This is a genomic window from Pseudovibrio denitrificans JCM 12308, from assembly GCF_001310815.1.
GTDB classification, from domain to species: Bacteria; Pseudomonadota; Alphaproteobacteria; order Rhizobiales; family Stappiaceae; genus Pseudovibrio; species Pseudovibrio denitrificans.
This window is the reverse complement of sequence record NZ_BAZK01000005.1, coordinates 132173-150717: the sequence shown is the minus strand read 5'-3', so window position 1 is coordinate 150717 and position 18545 is coordinate 132173. Positions and strand designations below refer to the sequence as shown.

Here is an 18545-nt window from a genome sequence, read left to right as displayed (position 1 = left end):
GCCGCTTTAAATCAGCTGCAATGACTACCCCTGTGCAACTAGACAATTACGCCAAGGTTCAATTTTCGCAATTACTATGGATTGGGCAGGATTTTCTCACCCAATCGAAACGAGCAAAGGATTTAACTGAGCAAAATAGTGCGGATTAAGAGATCACCCAATCGGAATACTCATTGAGAACTTAAGTACTACGCACAATTGGGAAAGCCCGACGGGTTGGAACCGCCGGGCCTGAGAGACTGATTGAAAGATCAGGATATATGAACTTCAACCAGATATAGATTAGAAGGTTTTGACCAAAACCAAAACTCATAAAATCTTGAAGTAGTACCTTCCTATACACCCTGCACATGCAAGTCTGTGGCAGGTATCACATCAAGGCTTTATAAAAACGGTCCCGGCGACACCGCCGCCGAGACCCTAAATCTAAGAGATCTTAGAAGGAGTACTGAACGCGAGTGGAGATTTTTGCCAGCTCACCGTCTTCAGAGTCACGTGCAAGACCACCGTCAACAACGAACTTCAGGCCAGCAACTGGAGCGTAAACAACAGAAGCGTTTACAGTAGTTACGCTAGCGTCAAAGCCAGATACATCGATTGAAGTGTAAGATGCATCGAGAGCTGCAGTTACAGTGTCAGACAGACCGAATTCTGCGCCAGCTACGAGGTTGTAGCCAGTTGCACCCAGAGCGTCTGTGAACTGAGCAAAGTCACGGTTTCCGCCGATGTAAGACAGAGCAGAGTCAGCGTAAGCAGCACCGAAGCCAACTTTTACGCTGTCTGTTACGTCTGCTTCAACCTGACCAGCAACTGCGAAGCCGTAGTCATCGTTGTTGTAAGCATGTGCTGCAGCAAATACGGACGCGGAAACCATACCCTGAGTATAAGACAGGCCAGCTTCAAAGTTAGCATCTTTGGATGCGCCGCCATATGCGTTGGAGTCCAGGATACCGAAGGAAGCGGTCAGACCGTTACCGAGGTCTGCTGTTGCGGAGATCTGAAGCGCATCTTCACCACCAGCAACTGGACCAACAGTACCGATTTCGGAGTAACCACCAAATGGATCAAATACGCCACCAGTGCGACCGATCAGAACAGAAACATTATCGAAGCCAAGCTGTACGTATGCGCTACCTGTGCCAACAGAGCTGGTGTTATCGTCGTTCCAAGTACCTGTCAGTTCAGTGTAGGTCTTGATGGAAGCGAACTCAGTGTCAGTCATAGACTCGAGGTAGATGTAACCACGAGCGTATGCAGAATAAGTATTTCTAACTTCAGCTTTTGCAGGAGTTACTGTTGCCGGGTTAGCAGGTACTGCAGCTTCCAGAACTTCGTCATAAGATTTGGTCAGGTCATGAGAAGTGTAGTTGGTGCGGATGCGACCATGTACGCGGATGCAGGTGTCCTGGCCTGGCAGCTGGAAATAGCCAGCGCCGAATGCGTCACATGCCTGTACGTAGTTTACTGGCTCAGCAACTACTGGAAGGTCAGCAGCCATTGCTGGAGTTGCTGCTGCAGCAGCAGCTGCTGCGATAGCGATTTTCTTGAAGTTCATCACAAGCTTCCCATAAATTAGGATTTTAAACTTTATTTAAAACAGATCATCAAACCGCAATTCAGGTGCGAGCACCGTCATCAAACGTATCTGAACTGTCCCCGTGAACCTTCCGCCTCAATTCAAGCGCCTACTTGAAGAGAAAGCCCCCTGAAGGTTCGTGGGGAGAAATTACAATGTTGAGATTATTAGGCAAGCCTATTCTGGTCGTCATATTGCCTATTTCTATTTGTCAAATTTTACATGTGTTTTTTTTACAACACGACAAATAGGCAAATCAAATCAGTTTATGAAAAGCAAAAGTTATCACTTTGCCTCCATGACAATATGGAGACACGACCTAGGAGAAATATTTCAGTAAATATTATCTATTAAATTCAATGCTTTAATACCAAGAGCAGAGAGCATGACAAAATAACAGCAACGTCCTGCATACGACGTAAACGTTCATAGGCACATCAGTACCCCTCGCACAGCGCAGTGTGAATAAAATAACTAGAGAAATAGGCAATCAAGTCCGAGTTCGATCTAGATTGCCCTTCAAACTTTATTATCAAGATTAAGTTGAAGACCCTGCCTATCTCATAGATTTAGACAAGGATCTGACAAACAGACGAATGTAAAGAGTGCCTACGGAGATACTGAGCGAACACTTATATATCTATTAATAGGCGCATATCCGCACGACTATCAGTTACAGCAATACGCAAGCTATAAACTCCGTTGCCGCTCATCGGATCAGAAACTAGCTAACAAATAATCTAATGAGCGTAAACAGAGCGCCTTTTCAAAACAGACGCGCATGACGCTGCAAGCAACCGTGATGTTGACGGTAAAAGCTGCCTCGACAACATAACCCTCACCGCTCATCAAATAGAATTTACTCTTATTGGGAAAGCCCTACTTGAAGCACGAAAAAACCCCGGTAGTTTGTACTACCGAGGCTCTCAAAAACCAAATAGCGATTAAGCTATAAAATTTTTACACCAGATTAGAAGGTGTACTGAACACGAGCACCAATTTTGGTTTCGTCTTCGAATTTTGTAGCTGCGTCGTCGTCATCCTGAGTGTTCCAACCAGCAGCCAGAGCCAGGCCAAGACCTGCAACTGGAGAGTAAACGATAGAACCGTTCACAGAAGTCTTGGTGTAGTCTGCACTGTCATCGTCAAACGCAACGTGGGAAACGTCGAGCTGAGCGGATACTTTGTCAGACAGAGCTGTTTCGAGACCACCAGACAGGGAGTAACCGCTCTTCGCTGCGTCGTCTTTGCTGGAAGTGATGTAAGCACCAGCTTCGTCAGCATACTGAGCCTGGAAAGTGATTTCTGTACCTTCACGAACCATGTCGAGGTTGAAGGTTGCAGTTGCACCAGCTGCGTAACCATAACCGTCGCCGTCAGCTTTGTTGTGCGCTGCACCAGAAAGCTGGAAAGAACCCCAACCCTGAGAAACTTTCAGAGCACCAATGAAGTCAACAGCATTCTCATCACCACCACGGTAAGAAGAATCTTCTACAGAAGCAGCCGCAGTGAAGCCGTTGCCAAGGTCAGCTGTGAAGGATGCCTGCAGTGTGGAAACGTCTGACAGGGAGATACCGCCTGGAACGATCCAAGTGTAGCCGGTGAAGCCATCAAACACGGAAGATTCACGACCGAACAGGAAAGTACCGTAGTCAGCACCAATCTGAACCCAAGCGTCGCCAATACCATTCTCACCAGAGCCATTCTGATCCCAAGTTGCAGTCAACTCGGTAAATGTCTTGATTGTACCGATATCGGTAGCAGTCATAGATGTGAAGTACAGGTAACCACGGGTATATGCAGACCAGTCGTTAGTTATATCTTTACCGTCTTTGTCTTTACCAGTTACGTCTTCCAGACCGTCCTGCAGGTTGTGGGAAACGTACTGAGCGCGGATACGGCCGCCGAGTTTGATGCAGGTGTCTTTGCCTGGCAGCTGGAAGTAACCAGCGCCGAATGCGTCACATGCTTTTACGTAGTTTACTGGCTCAGCAGCGAGTGGCAGATCTGCAGCCTGTGCAGAAGTTGCAGCTGCAGCAGCTGCTGCAGCGAGTGCAAGAGTCTTAACGTTCATAATCCTGACCTTCCAATGTCTCTCAATAGAAAGAGGAAATTGGCGTGACCTGTTTGGAGCAGCTCACATTTCCTCTTTTCCCAGCGACACGAGAACCTGAGAGGCTCGCCCAAAATTTGGCAAAGCAATCAATCGGCTCGACCGCGTCGATGGACATATTGATGCCCGACGAGATGGAAGATCGCAATATCAACCTAGTAGTTTGAAAGGGGAGAAACATCACCACGCGAAAGTAGTGTGTTTTTTTTGACACAACGGCTTTTGGAAAGACGCAGTCCGTACAAATAAAGCGGGCCAACTCATAGCTATTCTAATATTAGCCAACCATTTGAATTTATATGGATATTCCCCCTCGAAAGCGAGGAGGTTTATGAGTACAAACTATTAAAGTTATACAATCCCAAAGAGTTGCTGCAAAAAATCGCGCACTGGGGATTAAAATGCTGACTAAAATTTAACAAGCAAATCTGAAGGAGAAATAGGCAAGCTCATTCATTGGCCGGCCTTAACAAACGGAGGAACCCGGTGGTTTTGGACACCACCGGGAATGAGAGTCATTGGAAAATCAGGATTATTGAAGGTCCAATGGAGGTCTAAAGCTTAACTCAACCTTAGAAAGAACGCTCTACGCGGAAGTTCAAAGTTGCAGCATCTGTTTTGTCAGCACCGTCAACATCTTCCTGTTTCCAACCAGCACCAGCAGAGAACAGAAGACCGGAAACTGGGCGGTATTCAAGAGTGCCAGCTACAACAACTTCGTTAAAGTCTGCGAGGATTGCTTCATCGCCAGATTCTACATCGAGGTATGAGCCTTCAAGACCGGAAGACAGCTCGGAAGTCCAGTGGTGCTTATAACCAGCAACAACAGACCATGCCTTGTTAGCTTCAAGGTTGTCGCCATCGAGAACTGCATCAACAGTGTCGTCAGCACCAACGTAAGCCATAGCGCCTTTTGCGTAAGCAGCCTGGAAGTTAATGGTGTCACCTGGAGCAATCATATCAAGATTGAAGCCAAAGCCACCAGCTACGCCATAACCAACTTCAGATGAATCTGCAGCTTCTGCGTCAAGCTTTGTTACAGCACCAGAAACGCCTGCCCAGCCCCAACCTTGGGTAAGAAGTGCTTTAGCAACGAATGTTGGAATGGTGTTGCCAGCTTTGCTGATTACACGATCACCTTCGGAGTCTACAGTACCGGTGTCCGCACCGTGCTCACGGTCAGCATTGTCTTCAATAGAAGCGGCAAGTGTCAGGCCGTTTGCAAGTGCGTGGGTGTAGGATGCCTGCCAAACGGTGTCATCAGCCATGTGACGATCAAAGACGTTAGAGGACAGGTCACCGGTCCACAGATCGAATGCGGAAGTTGCACGACCGAAGGTGAAGCCACCGATCTGAACGTAACCTTTGTCCAGCTTAACGCCTTCATTGCCGCGCTTGTCAGAGTCAGAAGTGTACTGGAAATCCATGTATGTACGGATCAGGCCCAGCTCGGACTGAGTACGGGTGTCAACGCGCAGGTTAGCACGGGAGCGGAAGTTGTGGTTGTTCTTGTCATTACCGAAATCTTCGTCTTCGGTCAGGTTGTTGATTTTTGCTTCAACACGGATACGACCGCCGATTTTGATTGCAGTCTCAGTGCCAGGCAGAACGAAGAAGCCTGCGCCGTATGCGTCGTTGATGCGTACGTAGTCTACTGGCGCGATGTCAGCTGGAAGATCAGCAGCCTGAGCGGAAGTTGCAGCAGCTGCAGCAGCGGCTGCGATTGCGATAGCCTTAAAGTTCATAATTCTAACTTTCTTTAAAACCAGAGCAGCTCGACCCTATGTCGATCCCTGACCACTCTGGCTCCCCACTTGCGCTTGCCGGTCAAATCAATGTTTGAAACAATGATTTTCTCAGCGGGCACCGTCATGTGTGCCCCGCGCTGTTCACAACATCAATATTTGTGATATTTCGATTTTAATCAATCATTCAAATGGAGTTTGAATTTCGCGAAATACCGATGTGACACAATTAACACACCAGAAATGAAGGAATATATTGCGTTCCAGCTTCACCTCAGAGCGTTCTCAAAGAGAAACTGAAGCAACTTGCGCGTAAATATACATCATATTTTGTGATATTAAGAATTCACTTATCAACCCAAGTCATACTGGCTACAACCCGAGTACATCCACCCTACAACTCTATGTTTTCTGCGGCAATATTCAGTGAGCCAAACTTAGAAATACATACCTAAACACGAAATCTGAGATCGAACACATCACGACCACACCACAAATCAATTACATAAACATTATTGATGAATAACATTACACCAAATACATCAATACGATAAAATTCAACAATATCAAACACTTAAGTCATAAATTCACTTCAGATCCAAATATCCAAAGCCTAAATGCATTTTTTGACAATGCCGTGCGCGATGTGGACAAGCCTACCAGCAATCCGTTTTTCCCGATAAAACGCACCACAAAACAGCACTCAAAACAAAAGGGCAGCCACTTATGTGACTGCCCTCTTCAATCAAAACCGTGTTTGAGACTTAGGCTTGTCCCTCAATCAGCTTCCTGCGCAACCATCCCGAGAGCTGATCCATCAGCATCACGACAATAATAATGAGGAAGATAAGGTAGAGCGTATTCTCCCAATCCTGGCGCGTGCGCATTGTCTCAATCAGCTTGAGGCCGATGCCCCCTGCTCCCAGAGCCCCAATCACAGTCGCGCTGCGGGTATTACTCTCCAGATAGTAAAGCATCTGAGAAATGAAGAGCGGCAGAATTTGCGGAAACAGACCGAACCGATATTTCTGAACCGGAGAAGCCCCTGTTGCCTGAACTCCTTCAGCCTGCTTCTTGTCCGCATTCTCAATCGCCTCAGAGAACAGCTTACCGAATGTCCCCGTATCGGTGAAGAAGATCGCAAAGATACCGGAAAGAGGCCCCAACCCAAACGCTCGGATAAAGATCAGTGACCAGATCAGCATGTCGACCCCGCGCAGGAAATCGAAGAACCGCCGGACACCTGTCCGAGCTAACTTAACCGGATTCACATTCGCCGCAGCAGCAAAGGCCAGAGGCAAAGCCAGAATGCCGGCAATCAGTGTCCCAACCACAGCCATGATCAAAGTCTGCAGCAAAGCAAAATAGACTTCACCATGCTGCCACTCACTGTTTGTCCAAAACTCATTGAACATAAAGCGCAGGTTGGAAACATCCGGATCAATCCTGTCAGAAGAGAATGCCAGCGAAAGCAGCTCCCCCGAGCTCAGCCTATTCAGCTTACTGTCAAAGTCGAACCAGAAGTTTTCCCAACCCACAAAGTAGCGATGCACTTCAACCTTGCTCTTCGTCAGCCAGATACGGGTATATAAAGAGGGGCGCGCATTCACCTGCGTCTTGGAAACCTTAAGCCAGTCAGCCGCCGCACCAGACACAAACTGCGGCGCGCCATCTCCAACCTTGAATATAAAGTCCTGCTCATAAGAAGGATGGGCATAGGTCACCACCCCATCCCCAAACCGCAGCACTCCATCTCCGCCAAGATCAATGGTGGTTTGACCGCCAGACTGCGCAATCCAGTTTGGCTGCTCTTTATATATAGAGCGCCGATTGCCTTCCAGGCTCACAACAAAGCCCTGATCCGCTTTCTTGAACTGATACTTCGCGTGCACTTTGTGAGCATAAGCATCCAGCGCAAACAACTGCGCCATGTCCCCGCGAGCTTTTTCAATCACGCCCGAAACGCCGAAAGCAAAAAAGCAAATCACGAGATAGACAACAACGAGCAGAGAAAGCCCGGGCCCTAACAGCCGCTTTTTCCAACCCTGCTCAATGATACCGGGATAGAGAGTACCCAACCGCTGCGCATCATCGGAAAGCGCGGCGCCTGATAAACGAACATCTGTCATAGCGCGTTCCCTCAAACCTGACCTGTCTGGCCAATCAGCTTCTGCCGCATCCATCCGCTCAGGTAGTCAATGGATGTAATAGAAATGACCAGCATGAAGATAATGACGAGAATGTCGGCACCGTAGTTCCAATCCACCACCATCTTCAGCTCGGCCCCAAGGCCACCGGCCCCTACAAAGCCGAGGATGGCCGAGGCACGCACATTCACTTCCAGACGAAGCAGCCCGTAAGAAAGAAAGTTCGGCAGCACCTGAGGCAGAATGCCAAAGCGGATTTGCTCCAGCCAGTTGCCCCCTACACTGCGGATCCCCTCAACAGCCTTCAGGTCACAGTTCTCATTCACCTCAGAAAACTGCTTGGCCAAGGCTCCAATCGTGTGCGTGGTCACTGCAATCACAGCAGCGACTGGGCTCGGACCGAAAATCAGCACCAGCAAAAGCGCAATCACGATTTCAGGAAACGCACGGAAGATATCCATCACACGGCGCATAACACCAACAATATACCGGTTGCTCACCAGATTGCGGCTGGCCACAAAACTCAGCGCACCACCAAGAAAGAAAGCCAGAAGCGTAGAGACCAGCGCAATGTTCACCGTCTCCAGAAGATAAGGGAGGTATTGAAGCACAAGCCCGAAGAGACCAACCAATCCCTTTTCATAGGCCCCGACGAAAAGCTCTACCGGATAATCAAAGAATTTATCCAACCCGGCCCAAAAGCCACCGGAGTTCGCCTCGTCGGCAATATATAAGCCGCCGAAAATGCTCAAAGCACAAAGCCCGAGCAGTGTTATTGTATAAAGAGTACGGCGCCGGGCAACTCGCTCATAGGCCTGAGAGATCTCGGCCAGACGGGAAGCTTCGGCAAGCGCCAGATGAGCGGCCACTTCAACATCCTCCAAACAGGAAAAAACTGAGAGCCCTCGCGACCCTCATAAAGAAAGGGCGCGGTGAGATCCGCGCCCTTCAACAATCAATGAGAGTTAGTTAGCTTTTTTCGCTTCAATTTTGCGGCGACGCGCTTCAACAATAGTCTTGTAGAAGTCGTGGTTCACGTCCACGAAGTCAGCATACTCACCGCCCTGTGCGGAGTAAAAACACTCGGTGTTGTCGGTCACCATGGACTTCAACGAGGCAACAACCTTCTGTTTCACATCAGCTGGCAGAGATTTGCGTACAACAAGCGGGCCATTCGGGATCAAAGGTGACTTCCACACCTGAACCAGATCGGACATATCAACCATGCCCTTATCAACCATCTTGCGCAGGTTACCGGAGGTGTAGCCCTCTTCCCATTCACCAACGCCGGATGCCCAGGTCACACCGCCATCAACATCGCCATTCAAAACAGCCAGAACGTTTTGTTCATGGCCACCAGAGAACTGAGTAGACGCGAAGTACTCATCCAGCTTCAGGCCCATTTCATCAAAAGCAACGGAAGGCACTAGATAGCCTGAGGTCGAGTTTGGGTCAGCAAAGCCCATGCGCTTACCCTTCATGTCTTCCAGAGTTTCAATGCCGGAATCTGCACGCGCAACCATCACAGAATAATAGCCAGTCGCACCATCAGTCTGCTTAGTGGTCAGCACAGGCTCAACCGCATCTGGGGCAGAAAGATAAACTGCGGAATAGCCGGAAGCGCCAAGCTCAGCATAATCCAGATTTCCACCCTTCAGGCCTTCAATGGTGCCAGCATAGTCAGCTGCCGGGAAAAGCTTAACCGGAACACCAAGCAGCTTTTCAAAACGATCAACCAGACACTGGTTAGAACGAAGACGATCCGCTTCGTTTTCACCACCAAGAATACCAATGCGGAACTCGGTGATTTTCTCTTCAGCCAGAGCCACAGGCGCAGCAAGAAGGGTTGTGCTGACAGCAAGAGCTGCAGCAACTTTAGCGACGACTTTCATCAGAGCACTCCAATATCAGAATAAAAATCTAAAACCCGCTGCTACTCAGCAGCAGAGACGACAGGTGAAACCTCACGTGTCGCCAGTTCCAGGGCAGCGATCTTTGCACCTTCGCTGCCAAGAGACGTAGAGGTCATCCCCTCCTCAAAACTCTCATCTGCACCGTAAATCTCACGGGCAACGCTGGTGGAAAGCTCATCCGGCTTCCCATCAAACACAATCTCACCGTCACGCATGCCAATTACGCGGTCGCAGTAGTTGCGAGCTGTATCAAGAGTATGGAGATTACAAATAACTGTCAGGCCATCTTCGGTGTTGATCGCCTTCAGCGCATCCATCACCACCTGCGCATTCATCGGGTCAAGCGACGCAATCGGCTCATCCGCCAGCAGCATCTTCGGCTCCTGCATCAAAGCCCGGGCAATCGCCACACGCTGCTGCTGACCACCAGAGAGATTTTCGGCCCGCTTCAAAGCCGTTTCAGCAATACCCAAACGCTCAAGCTTCAAAAGAGCCTGCACCCGTTCTTCCCGAGTGAACAGCTTGAGCATGCTGGAAACAGTGCCATGTGCATTGAGCCGGCCAAGCATCACATTGGTGAGAACATCAAGCCTCGGCACAAGGTTGAACTGCTGAAAGATCATGGCACAGTCACGCTGCCATCTGCGCTTATGCGCGCCTTGCAGAGCCAGCACGTCAACGCCACCAACAAGAACCCGCCCATCTGTGGCAGGCGTCAACCGGTTGATCATCCGCAGCAAAGTGGACTTGCCCGCGCCAGAGCGACCAATGATGCCGATCATCTGAGGCTTCTCGACAATAAAGCTTGCGCCTTTTACGGCAACATGCGCCCCAAATTCTTTTCTAACGCCTTCAAACTGGATCAAGAGTTCAACCCCGGTGCCTGTTAAAATTTCACGTACTAGGCACACGCGATTGTTACAGACAAATGACGCCTCTCCTCAAACCCACCCCGTCAAAAAACCGTCACACCCCACCTCCCCCACCTAGCTGGCAAAACAAGCAGTGCATTACGTTTTTGTGACAGAGAGGATAAAGACGAGGCAGTCAGAGTGATCTGGAGTGCTCTGCGTTTTTTAGGAGAATCGAAGGAACGAAGCACACTTAAATATGCTCTGCAGAAAGGTCTGCCCAAAAGAAAAGCGGGCGGTGTTGGGTACCGCCCGCTTTATGAACTCGGTCGCTGAAATCAGCTCTTAGAAGTGAACTGATTTGGAGTCCAGTGGCTTCTGGAGTGGTGGGGCGAATTTGGTGAGGTTGATGCCTTCTACCGCTGCCTTGTACTCGTCCATGCTTGGTGTTCTGCCCAGAATTGCGGAAAGAACAACAACAGGCGTGGAGGCCAGCAAGGATTCACCCTTCTTCTCAGCAGTATCTTCTACCACACGGCCCTGGAACAGGCGGGTAGAGGTTGCCAGAACGGTGTCACCTTTCGCAGCCTTTTCCTGGTTACCCATGCAAAGGTTACAGCCAGGACGCTCCAGGTACATGATGTTTTCGTATTCGGTACGAGCTTTTGCTTTTGGCATCAGATCGTCGAACTCGAAACCGGAGTACTTCTGCAGGATCTCCCAGTCGCCTTCTTCCTTCAACTCATCAATGATGTTGTAGGTAGGTGCAGCAACAACGAGTGGAGCCTTGAATTCCACCTTATCACCGCTCTTCTCAAGATTCTTGAGCATCTGAGCAACGATCTTCATGTCGCCCTTGTGAACCATACAGGACCCAACGAAGCCCAGATCAACCTTCTTGTCGCCACCGTAGTAGGAAACAGGACGGATGGTGTCGTGGGTGTAACGCTTGGACACGTCGTCGTTGTTCACGTCCGGATCAGCGATCATCGGCTCATCGATCTGATCCAGATCAACAACAACTTCAGCAAAGTACTTCGCGTTGTCATCCGGAGTCAGAGCAGATTTCTCGCCAGACTTGATCTCAGCAATACGCTTGTCCGCTTTCGCGATCAGACCAGCCAGAACCTTCGCATCATTGTCCATGCCTTTGTCGATCATGATCTGGATGCGATGCTTGGCCAGCTCAAGAGAACCGATCAGGGTTTCATCGTTAGAGATACAGATGGAGGCTTTTGCCTTCATTTCTGCAGTCCAGTCGGTAAATGTGAAGGCCTGGTCAGCCAGCAGAGTGCCGATGTGCACTTCGATGATGCGGCCCTGGAACACGTTGTCGCCGTGCTGCTTAAGCATCTGCGCCTGTGTTGCGTGCACAACATCACGGAAGTCCATGTGATCCTTCATGGTGCCTTTGAAGGTCACCTTCACGGATTCTGGGATCGGCATGGTTGCTTCACCGGTTGCCAGTGCCAGAGCAACAGTACCGGAGTCCGCACCGAACGCCACGCCTTTGGACATACGGGTGTGGCTGTCACCGCCGATGATGATGTCCCAGTCGTCCACGGTGATGTCGTTCAGCACCTTATGGATCACGTCTGTCATGGAGTGATAGACGCCCTTAGGGTCGCGCGCGGTGATCAGGCCGAACTTGTTCATGAACTTCATGAGTTTAGGAATGTTAGCCTGCGCCTTCAGATCCCAAACAGAAGCGGTGTGACAGCCAGACTGGTATGCACCATCAACAGTTGGAGAGATGACGGTTGCCGCCATGGACTCCAGCTCCTGAGAGGTCATCAGACCAGTGGTGTCCTGGGAACCAACAATGTTCACCTTCACGCGAACGTCGGAACCTGCGTGCAAAGTTGCGCCCGGAGTGGTGCCAACTGCGTTGCGGTTGAAGATCTTCTCAACAGCGGTCAGACCCTGACCCTCAACGGAGATCTCTTTGGACGGTGCGAAAGCAGATTTCAGCTCAATGCCCAGTGTTTCTGATGCAAATGTCTGCAGCTTTTTACCAAACACAACAGCGTAGGAACCGCCTGCTTTCATGAACTCAACTTTTTGAGGTGTGAAAGCAGAAGAAATATCGACCAGCTCTTTGTCACCGTCATAAAGCTTCTTGGTCTTGCTGTTGATGGTCAGAACCTTACCAGTCTCAACAGAGTAAGCTTGCTCAAGAACCGGATCGCCATTTTCGTCCAGAACAGCATTGCCGTCTGCATCCAGCTTCTTGACCCAGTTTTTCAGGTCAAGACCGATACCGCCGGTCACGCCAACAGTGGTCAGGAAGATTGGAGAAATGCCGTTGGTGCCTGCAACAACCGGTGCGATGTTCACAAAAGGAACGTATGGGCTTGCTTGCTTACCCGCCCACAGTGCAACGTTGTTTACGCCGGACATACGGGAGGAGCCAACACCCATGGTGCCTTTTTCAGCAATCAGCATCACGCGCGCATCAGGGTTTGCTTTCTGCAACTCCTGAATTTCAGCCTGTGCTTCAGGTGAAATCATGCACTTGCCGTGCAGTTCACGGTCAGAACGGGAGTGTGCCTGGTTGCCTGGAGACAGAAGGTCAGTGGAGATATCGCCTTCACCAGCGATGAAGGTAACAACCTTGATCTCTTCTTCTACTTCAGGAAGCTTGGTGAAGAACTCAGCCTTCGCGTAGCTTTCCAGAATATCTTTTGCAACAGCGTTGCCTGCTTTAAACGCAGCAGCAAGACGATCAGTGTCAGCGTCGTACAGGAACACCTGAGTTTTCAGAACGTCTGCAGCCTGAGCAGCAATTGCAGCGTCATCACCCAGCGCCAGATCAAGCAGAACCTCAACAGAAGGACCGCCCTTCATGTGGGAAAGCAGCTCGAATGCAAATGCAGGCGTAATCTCTTCTACAACAGAGCCACCAAGAATGATCTCTTTCAAGAACGCAGCCTTTACACCAGCAGCGCTCGTGGTGCCTGGCAGCGTGTTGTAAATGAAGAACTTGAGCGACTCTGCTCTGTGTTCGTTCTCAAGATCTTTAATCTGCGCGATGATTTCACCAACAAGGGCACCATCTTCAATCGGCTTCGGGTTCAGTCCCTCACCTTTACGCGTTTCAATCTCATTCAGGTAGTCTGTGTACAAGCTCATGATTATCCTGGCGATTTAGTGTTAGATGTAGCTTGAACGCCGGGTCACAGAATCTTCTGTCAAACCGGGGCAAGTTTGTTGTATGCGGATGTATACCAAACAATACAAACTTGCAAGATTTTTCCGAGATTTAAAGGATAAGTGATCCACCTGTCAGAAACGAGGCAAACGCACCATCTCAGCCCAGACAGAATGAACCGGCAAAAAGAATCTCCCTTAAGATAGAGAGACTAAGCACAAAACACCACACTCTTGAGAAATGAGCAGATGTAAAACTCTGGTAGCCACCAAAGTGCATGATAGCTCAGTTGGAAAAGCTTACTTTAAAAACTTTCAATAACTCCCTCACGCAGTGCACATTGCGTTGCCGCCTGACACACGGCATAATATCAATACATATTGCATAAAATTAATACTATGAAGCCATGAAACCAAACGAACGTCTTAGAACAGCCCGCTTCAATGCGGCTTTAAAACAGCTTCGGCTGCCGCCAGATCTCTTGGTGTCAATGTGAGCACCTACTCAAGTCATGAGAATGGCTCCAGGTCCTTTGGCCAGGAAGAAGCGACCCATTATGCGCGCCGCTTCAAAACATCTCCTCAGTTCTTGCTGTTCGGGGAAGACCAGATACTCACGGACACAAAACCAAATGCTGAGAACCTGACACACAGCCTCTTGGGAGAAATTGCAAACGATCCCAACAGGCCCCAAACAGATAAACTTGACTTGGAGTTATTCTTACAGTCTTTTGAAGAAGGAATAAGACTCGAAGAACAGATTCTTGAAGGAAGGGGCAGCATAAGAGACTTATCTATTATAGTTGAAAATATATACAACGCAGCGAAGACGAATAATACTAATAAATGATATTTTTTAACTAACGGATACTGCCTTATAGTTTGATCAGGCGCTCTTATCGTAAGTACCTAAAGAGAGACACATATGGAAAACGAAAGCGCACTATCACTCATCTGGCATCGCCCAACCCTCTCACATAAAGAAGAGGTACTGGACTTAATTAAGACTGCCGAGAAGTTCGACCTGATCACAGCACTTAAGATGATGTGCATTAATCTTTATGATTGCCCCTACATCGATTTACTGAGCGAAAAACAACAAAAGGAAGTGATCAACGCCTTCCGCCCTGCGCTGGTTCTCGCCTATACGCAGCAAAGACAGGAGCAAGAAGTTGCTTGAATATACCGAGAGGCGACCGGCAACAGCACTCATACTCGAAGAGTTAAGCACAACGGGCGCTCAACTTTTGCACATCTGGAACCAGTCCAACGGCCACCTCTCACCCGAGTTCATTGATTACGCCCGCAAAGTATTGCTCATGGCGCCTCCCGCAACACCGGGTGACAGTCCTGACATTCTAATGATAGGAACCGAGAGCTTCGCGCGCCATGTGTTCGGCTCAAAATGGGCGCAGCACCCGACCAGAGCTCGAAAAGCAATGCCGCAAACCTACCGAAAACTGGTAGCGAGCAGTTATTGGAATGCCTATCAAACCAACAAGCCCATCTTTGATTTGATTGGCGCAAACCTTTCCGATGAGAGCTATCGTGAGTATTGCAGATTGATCCTGCCCGTGCATTCACGAGCAGGAGTATCTCAGCTTGTTGTCTTCACGCAGGAATTACCCAATCAAGCATCGCGCGCTATATCCTCAATCAACTGAGTAAGCGCATAGGAAGGGTTTGCACACAATGCCAACCCTTCAGGAAAGTCCCGAGCTGGAACTTCAAAGCGAATTCCATCAGGCTGGCCGACCATCCATCCCCAACGTGCCCCATTTCCATTCAGGAAATCAGCAGGCCGCATCCAGCAATAGATCCAGTCAAGACGCCAGAGATCAAAAGCCAGAAGCTGTGCAAGCTCCATCAATCTTCGCGCATACCCCAGTTTTCTCAAGTCCGGCCTGATCCAAAGATCCCCCAGATACCCGACTTGCCCCGAAATACGTTTCGCAATCTCCGGCTGAGCATCTGTCATCTGCACCGGATTGCCATTCACATCGTCATATCGCAAGCGCCAATAAGATGCCCAAAAATCAGAGAGCACCATCCCTTGCAGCGGCTCTAGCCGAATTGCCGCAAAACCACAGAACTTCTTTTCACCAGGAAGCCTGAGCCCTATCCATGCGGCATTCTCTTTACTCTGTCCATTGAGCGAGTGAGCAAAATGCGGTGTAAGCCCTCCCTTGACCTTCGGCAAAGCCTTGGCCGCGTCTGCAAATGAATCTCCCTGTAAAATCTCAAAACCATTTTTTTCAAACTCAGAAATCAGCTTAGCCGCTGCCTGATAGAGCACTAAACGTGCCACCACCATGTCGGTACCTCCAAAGACTCAAAGAGCAAACAGAATCAGATATCCACACTAAACCTAGTGAATTTACCCCCTAAATCTAACAATCAACATACTCTGTCTTTTGTCCAGATTCACGACACAGGACAGCATGTGCAAAATTGATACGTTACGCATTGGGGTAGCGTCTGCGAGAGCAATTTTTTTAACACTAAATGTGTGAGTTTAAACATCATGACTGACTTTGAAGTAATTAAGCTTCTTCGTGAACATCGAAGAAAATTATCTCGTCTTCCAGCAGGTTCAATTGTCCGTTTCAAAGGCAGCTACCCCGAAGACTTAGGAGAATGCAACATTGGCATTGTGCAACGCGATGCAGCCCTGAGTGCTGTGGTTGTCTTGTACATCGATGCAGAGGGACAACCTCAGCAAGCAGTCGCAGCTGCGTCAGATCTGTCTATTGTTGAAAGTGAACGAGATGAGCCGTTAGATCAGGACAATACAGCGCGAGATACACGTAACGACCTGCAGCCGGGCATTAACAAACTGACCAGCCAGATCAAAAGCGCTGCCATATCTGACACAGACAAGGCAACTCTTGCCTTGCGGGCCGGAAAAGCAATCCTCTCAAACATTGCAGATGAGATCTTGGTGAGCCAGTTCACCGAGACGCTGGAAACAGAAGACGCAACCACCATTTAATGCATCTGTTTCTGATGAGGCGCCAAAAACAACGGTGGCTTCCGTAACAAAGTGGCAGGGCCCCGCCCTGCTCCTCTCTACACATGTGGTGCAGGAATGAACAAAGGCACAAGCCATAGCAGGCTGGTTTGCCTGTATTTTCATTCAATCATGTAAAGGGAAGATGGCGGACACGGAGGGATTCGAACCCTCGAGACCCTTCCGGGCCTACTCCCTTAGCAGGGGAGCGCCTTCGACCACTCGGCCACGTGTCCATGCCCGGGTAGATACCCACGAACCATCTGAAATTCAAGAGCAAGTAGCTACTGTAGCTGTGGAAACAGAAAATACCCTGTGTAGAAACTGCAAAACATCGCAGACCTCCCCGATTTCTCCTCAGCAAGAAATTTTGGCACCCTCTTTACAAGAAAACAAAACAGGCGTAAATTTCAATCAATCGATTGATTGAATAAGAAGGTGCCATCATGTCAAACACCCCTACCCCTGACGAACTGCGCGAAGCGCTGGCATCTGACACGCCCTCTGCAAAGACAAAACGGGATCTGATTGAATCTGCCCTCTACCACTTCGGCCATGAAGGGTACGCTGGCACCTCAACCCGCTCCATCGCGCAAACAGCAAAAACAAACATCGCCTCAATCGCCTACCACTTTGATGGCAAGGCCGGATTGAAGCGGGCCTGCATCAACTTTGTCGCCATGGCCATTGGAGATGTGCTCTCGGTCATCCTGAACAGAAAGCTCACGGACATTGAGCATCTGTCGCCAGAAGAAGCACGCGCCAAAATTCTGGAGATGATCGACCGTATGATCACTTTCACCCAGACCAATAAGCGTGCAGAGCTGGTGATCGGCTTTATGCTGAAGGAAGTGCTCCACTCTCCTGATGAGATCGACATGCTCTATCACATGCTCTTTGAACCGCTGATGGACCGCGTCACCGCCCTCTTCAGCCGCGCCACTGGACAACCCGTCACGTCGGATGAGCTGAAGCTCGCCATCTTCGCCATGATCGGCCAGCTGCTTTACATCCGTCTGGCCCGCCCACTGGTGCTCAAGCGCATGGGATGGCAGGCCGTTGGTCCGGATGAGCTGGCGCAGATCAAGGCGATCCTGACACGCTCCATCAATGCTCTCCTCGATGATCTGTCGAAAGGCCCGGACCATGCTTAATGTCTGCGCACTTCCCATTGTTGCAGGTTGGGTCGCGTTTTGTGCGCCAGAACCCAACCTCACCGCTGGCTATGTCGAAGGAGAGTACCTCAAGCTCGCGCCGGTGGAACTCTCCGAGATTGCTGATGTGAAGGTGGAAGAAGGAGAACTGGTCAAGAAGGGCCAGCTCATCGCCGTGCTGGAAGCCTCAGATGCCACCATGAAGCTGGCTGAAGCAAAAGCACAGCTACAGCAGACACTCGCTTCGCTGAACGACCTCAAGCTCGGCAAACGCCCGGAAGAAATCGACGTGCTGAACGCCACCCTGCGCTCAGCACAGGCGCAGGCCAAACACTCCCAGAACGTCTACGACAGATATCAGGGCCTCCTCACCCGCAAGGTCATATCACAGGCGCAGTTTGATGAGGTGGAAACCGCCCTCCTCGTGGCACAGGCCCGCATCACCGAACTGAAGGCCCAGCTCTCCGTTGCTAAACTGCCCGCAAGAAGATCAGATCGCCGCAGCTGAAAGCCAGTATGAAATGGCTAAAGCAAAGGTTGATCTGGCAAAATGGCTGCTGGAGAAGCGGAAAATCTACGCACCAGAAGATGCCAAGGTCACAGACGTGTTCCTGCACTCTGGTGAAATGGCAGGCCCAACGGCGCCTGTTGCCAGCCTGTTGCCGGTCAACTCCATCAAGCTGCACTTTTATGTGCCAGAAGAGCACTACGGTCAGCTGAAGCTTGGCACCAAGTTCAATGCAGATGCTCCGGCTGCACGACGCTGCAAGCCCTGCAGATCACCCATATTGCAGAAGGCCCGGAATTTACACCGCCTGTCATCTATTCTTTAGAGACACGGGAGAAACTGGTCTACGAAATACAGGCCAAGCCCATCACCACGCAT

16 protein-coding genes and 1 tRNA gene are annotated in these 18545 nt (G+C 49.8%); 7 read left to right on the top strand and 10 right to left on the bottom strand.

Features of this window, described 5'->3' with window-relative positions:
* Nucleotides 1-436 precede the first annotated feature (436 nt).
* The 8 genes from JCM12308_RS07795 to JCM12308_RS07760 form a co-directional block, all read right to left on the bottom strand.
* Nucleotides 437-1555 carry a porin gene (locus tag JCM12308_RS07795; RefSeq protein WP_054783369.1) on the bottom strand — a complete coding sequence of 373 codons (1119 nt, stop codon included), beginning with the start codon at nucleotides 1553-1555 and terminating at the stop codon, nucleotides 437-439.
* Between the two features lie 991 nt (nucleotides 1556-2546).
* Complete coding sequence (locus JCM12308_RS07790; RefSeq protein ID WP_054783368.1) at nucleotides 2547-3650, bottom strand: porin; 1104 nt, start codon at nucleotides 3648-3650, stop codon at nucleotides 2547-2549.
* A 611-nt stretch (nucleotides 3651-4261) separates the two neighbouring features.
* Nucleotides 4262-5434, bottom strand: a complete 1173-nt coding sequence (locus tag JCM12308_RS07785; protein ID WP_054783367.1) for a porin — start codon at nucleotides 5432-5434, stop codon at nucleotides 4262-4264.
* A gap of 764 nt (nucleotides 5435-6198) precedes the next feature.
* Nucleotides 6199-7563 (bottom strand): phosphonate ABC transporter, permease protein PhnE, encoded by a 1365-nt coding sequence (gene phnE, locus JCM12308_RS07780; protein WP_054783366.1) that lies wholly within the window; start codon nucleotides 7561-7563, stop codon nucleotides 6199-6201.
* An 11-nt stretch (nucleotides 7564-7574) separates the two neighbouring features.
* A complete protein-coding gene (gene phnE / locus JCM12308_RS07775) occupies nucleotides 7575-8450 on the bottom strand; it encodes a phosphonate ABC transporter, permease protein PhnE (protein WP_054783458.1) in 876 nt (291 codons plus the stop codon).
* 96 nt (nucleotides 8451-8546) lie between these two features.
* On the bottom strand, nucleotides 8547-9473 hold the full coding sequence (gene phnD / locus JCM12308_RS07770; RefSeq protein WP_054783365.1) for a phosphonate ABC transporter substrate-binding protein: 927 nt from the start codon (nucleotides 9471-9473) through the stop codon (nucleotides 8547-8549).
* A gap of 41 nt (nucleotides 9474-9514) precedes the next feature.
* Nucleotides 9515-10360 (bottom strand): phosphonate ABC transporter ATP-binding protein, encoded by an 846-nt coding sequence (phnC, locus tag JCM12308_RS07765; protein ID WP_054783457.1) that lies wholly within the window; start codon nucleotides 10358-10360, stop codon nucleotides 9515-9517.
* A 330-nt stretch (nucleotides 10361-10690) separates the two neighbouring features.
* Nucleotides 10691-13477: a bifunctional aconitate hydratase 2/2-methylisocitrate dehydratase gene (locus JCM12308_RS07760; protein ID WP_054783364.1), complete on the bottom strand. Its 2787-nt coding sequence runs from the start codon at nucleotides 13475-13477 to the stop codon at nucleotides 10691-10693.
* Nucleotides 13478-13988: 511 nt separating this feature from the next.
* Between JCM12308_RS07760 and JCM12308_RS07755 the strand changes: the two genes are divergently transcribed.
* From JCM12308_RS07755 to JCM12308_RS27720, 3 genes are all read left to right on the top strand, one after another.
* Nucleotides 13989-14345 (top strand): hypothetical protein, encoded by a 357-nt coding sequence (locus JCM12308_RS07755; protein WP_128647350.1) that lies wholly within the window; start codon nucleotides 13989-13991, stop codon nucleotides 14343-14345.
* Nucleotides 14346-14420: 75 nt separating this feature from the next.
* Nucleotides 14421-14675, top strand: coding sequence for a hypothetical protein (locus JCM12308_RS07750; RefSeq protein ID WP_008547279.1), 255 nt, complete (start codon nucleotides 14421-14423; stop codon nucleotides 14673-14675).
* On the top strand, nucleotides 14668-15159 hold the full coding sequence (locus JCM12308_RS27720; RefSeq protein WP_128647349.1) for a hypothetical protein: 492 nt from the start codon (nucleotides 14668-14670) through the stop codon (nucleotides 15157-15159). The genes JCM12308_RS07750 and JCM12308_RS27720 overlap by 8 nt, the downstream gene beginning before the upstream one ends.
* Here the strand turns inward: JCM12308_RS27720 and JCM12308_RS07745 are convergent.
* Nucleotides 15126-15809, bottom strand: a complete 684-nt coding sequence (locus JCM12308_RS07745; RefSeq protein WP_054783362.1) for a GNAT family N-acetyltransferase — start codon at nucleotides 15807-15809, stop codon at nucleotides 15126-15128. The genes JCM12308_RS27720 and JCM12308_RS07745 overlap by 34 nt on opposite strands.
* A 210-nt stretch (nucleotides 15810-16019) precedes the next feature.
* Between JCM12308_RS07745 and JCM12308_RS07740 the strand changes: the two genes are divergently transcribed.
* Complete coding sequence (locus JCM12308_RS07740) at nucleotides 16020-16487, top strand: hypothetical protein (protein WP_054783361.1); 468 nt, start codon at nucleotides 16020-16022, stop codon at nucleotides 16485-16487.
* 164 nt (nucleotides 16488-16651) lie between these two features.
* Here JCM12308_RS07740 and JCM12308_RS07735 read toward each other — a convergent pair.
* Nucleotides 16652-16741: transfer RNA gene (locus tag JCM12308_RS07735), tRNA-Ser, on the bottom strand.
* A gap of 210 nt (nucleotides 16742-16951) precedes the next feature.
* On the opposite strand from JCM12308_RS07735, the gene JCM12308_RS07730 reads away from it, so the two are divergent.
* The 3 genes from JCM12308_RS07730 to JCM12308_RS29355 are packed head-to-tail and all read left to right on the top strand — an operon-like array spanning nucleotide 16952 to nucleotide 18492.
* The gene (locus JCM12308_RS07730) at nucleotides 16952-17659 is read left to right on the top strand and encodes a CerR family C-terminal domain-containing protein (RefSeq protein ID WP_054783360.1); all 708 of its coding nucleotides are present in this window, start codon (nucleotides 16952-16954) and stop codon (nucleotides 17657-17659) included.
* Nucleotides 17652-18167: an HlyD family secretion protein gene (locus tag JCM12308_RS29360; protein ID WP_208978369.1), complete on the top strand. Its 516-nt coding sequence runs from the start codon at nucleotides 17652-17654 to the stop codon at nucleotides 18165-18167. The genes JCM12308_RS07730 and JCM12308_RS29360 overlap by 8 nt, the downstream gene beginning before the upstream one ends.
* Before the next feature lie 13 nt (nucleotides 18168-18180).
* Nucleotides 18181-18492, top strand: a complete 312-nt coding sequence (locus JCM12308_RS29355; protein ID WP_208978368.1) for an HlyD family secretion protein — start codon at nucleotides 18181-18183, stop codon at nucleotides 18490-18492.
* Nucleotides 18493-18545 lie beyond the last annotated feature (53 nt).

Coding starts and splice junctions, on each gene's coding strand:
- JCM12308_RS07795 (WP_054783369.1), bottom strand. CDS start 1,555: ATGAACTTCAAGAAAATCGCTATCGCAGCAGCTGCTGCTGCAGCAGCA.
- JCM12308_RS07790 (WP_054783368.1), bottom strand. CDS start 3,650: ATGAACGTTAAGACTCTTGCACTCGCTGCAGCAGCTGCTGCAGCTGCA.
- JCM12308_RS07785 (WP_054783367.1), bottom strand. CDS start 5,434: ATGAACTTTAAGGCTATCGCAATCGCAGCCGCTGCTGCAGCTGCTGCA.
- phnE (WP_054783366.1), bottom strand. CDS start 7,563: ATGACAGATGTTCGTTTATCAGGCGCCGCGCTTTCCGATGATGCGCAG.
- phnD (WP_054783365.1), bottom strand. CDS start 9,473: ATGAAAGTCGTCGCTAAAGTTGCTGCAGCTCTTGCTGTCAGCACAACC.
- JCM12308_RS07760 (WP_054783364.1), bottom strand. CDS start 13,477: ATGAGCTTGTACACAGACTACCTGAATGAGATTGAAACGCGTAAAGGT.
- JCM12308_RS07750 (WP_008547279.1), top strand. CDS start 14,421: ATGGAAAACGAAAGCGCACTATCACTCATCTGGCATCGCCCAACCCTC.
- JCM12308_RS07745 (WP_054783362.1), bottom strand. CDS start 15,809: ATGGTGGTGGCACGTTTAGTGCTCTATCAGGCAGCGGCTAAGCTGATT.
- JCM12308_RS07740 (WP_054783361.1), top strand. CDS start 16,020: ATGACTGACTTTGAAGTAATTAAGCTTCTTCGTGAACATCGAAGAAAA.
- JCM12308_RS07730 (WP_054783360.1), top strand. CDS start 16,952: ATGTCAAACACCCCTACCCCTGACGAACTGCGCGAAGCGCTGGCATCT.
- JCM12308_RS29360 (WP_208978369.1), top strand. CDS start 17,652: ATGCTTAATGTCTGCGCACTTCCCATTGTTGCAGGTTGGGTCGCGTTT.
- JCM12308_RS29355 (WP_208978368.1), top strand. CDS start 18,181: ATGGCTAAAGCAAAGGTTGATCTGGCAAAATGGCTGCTGGAGAAGCGG.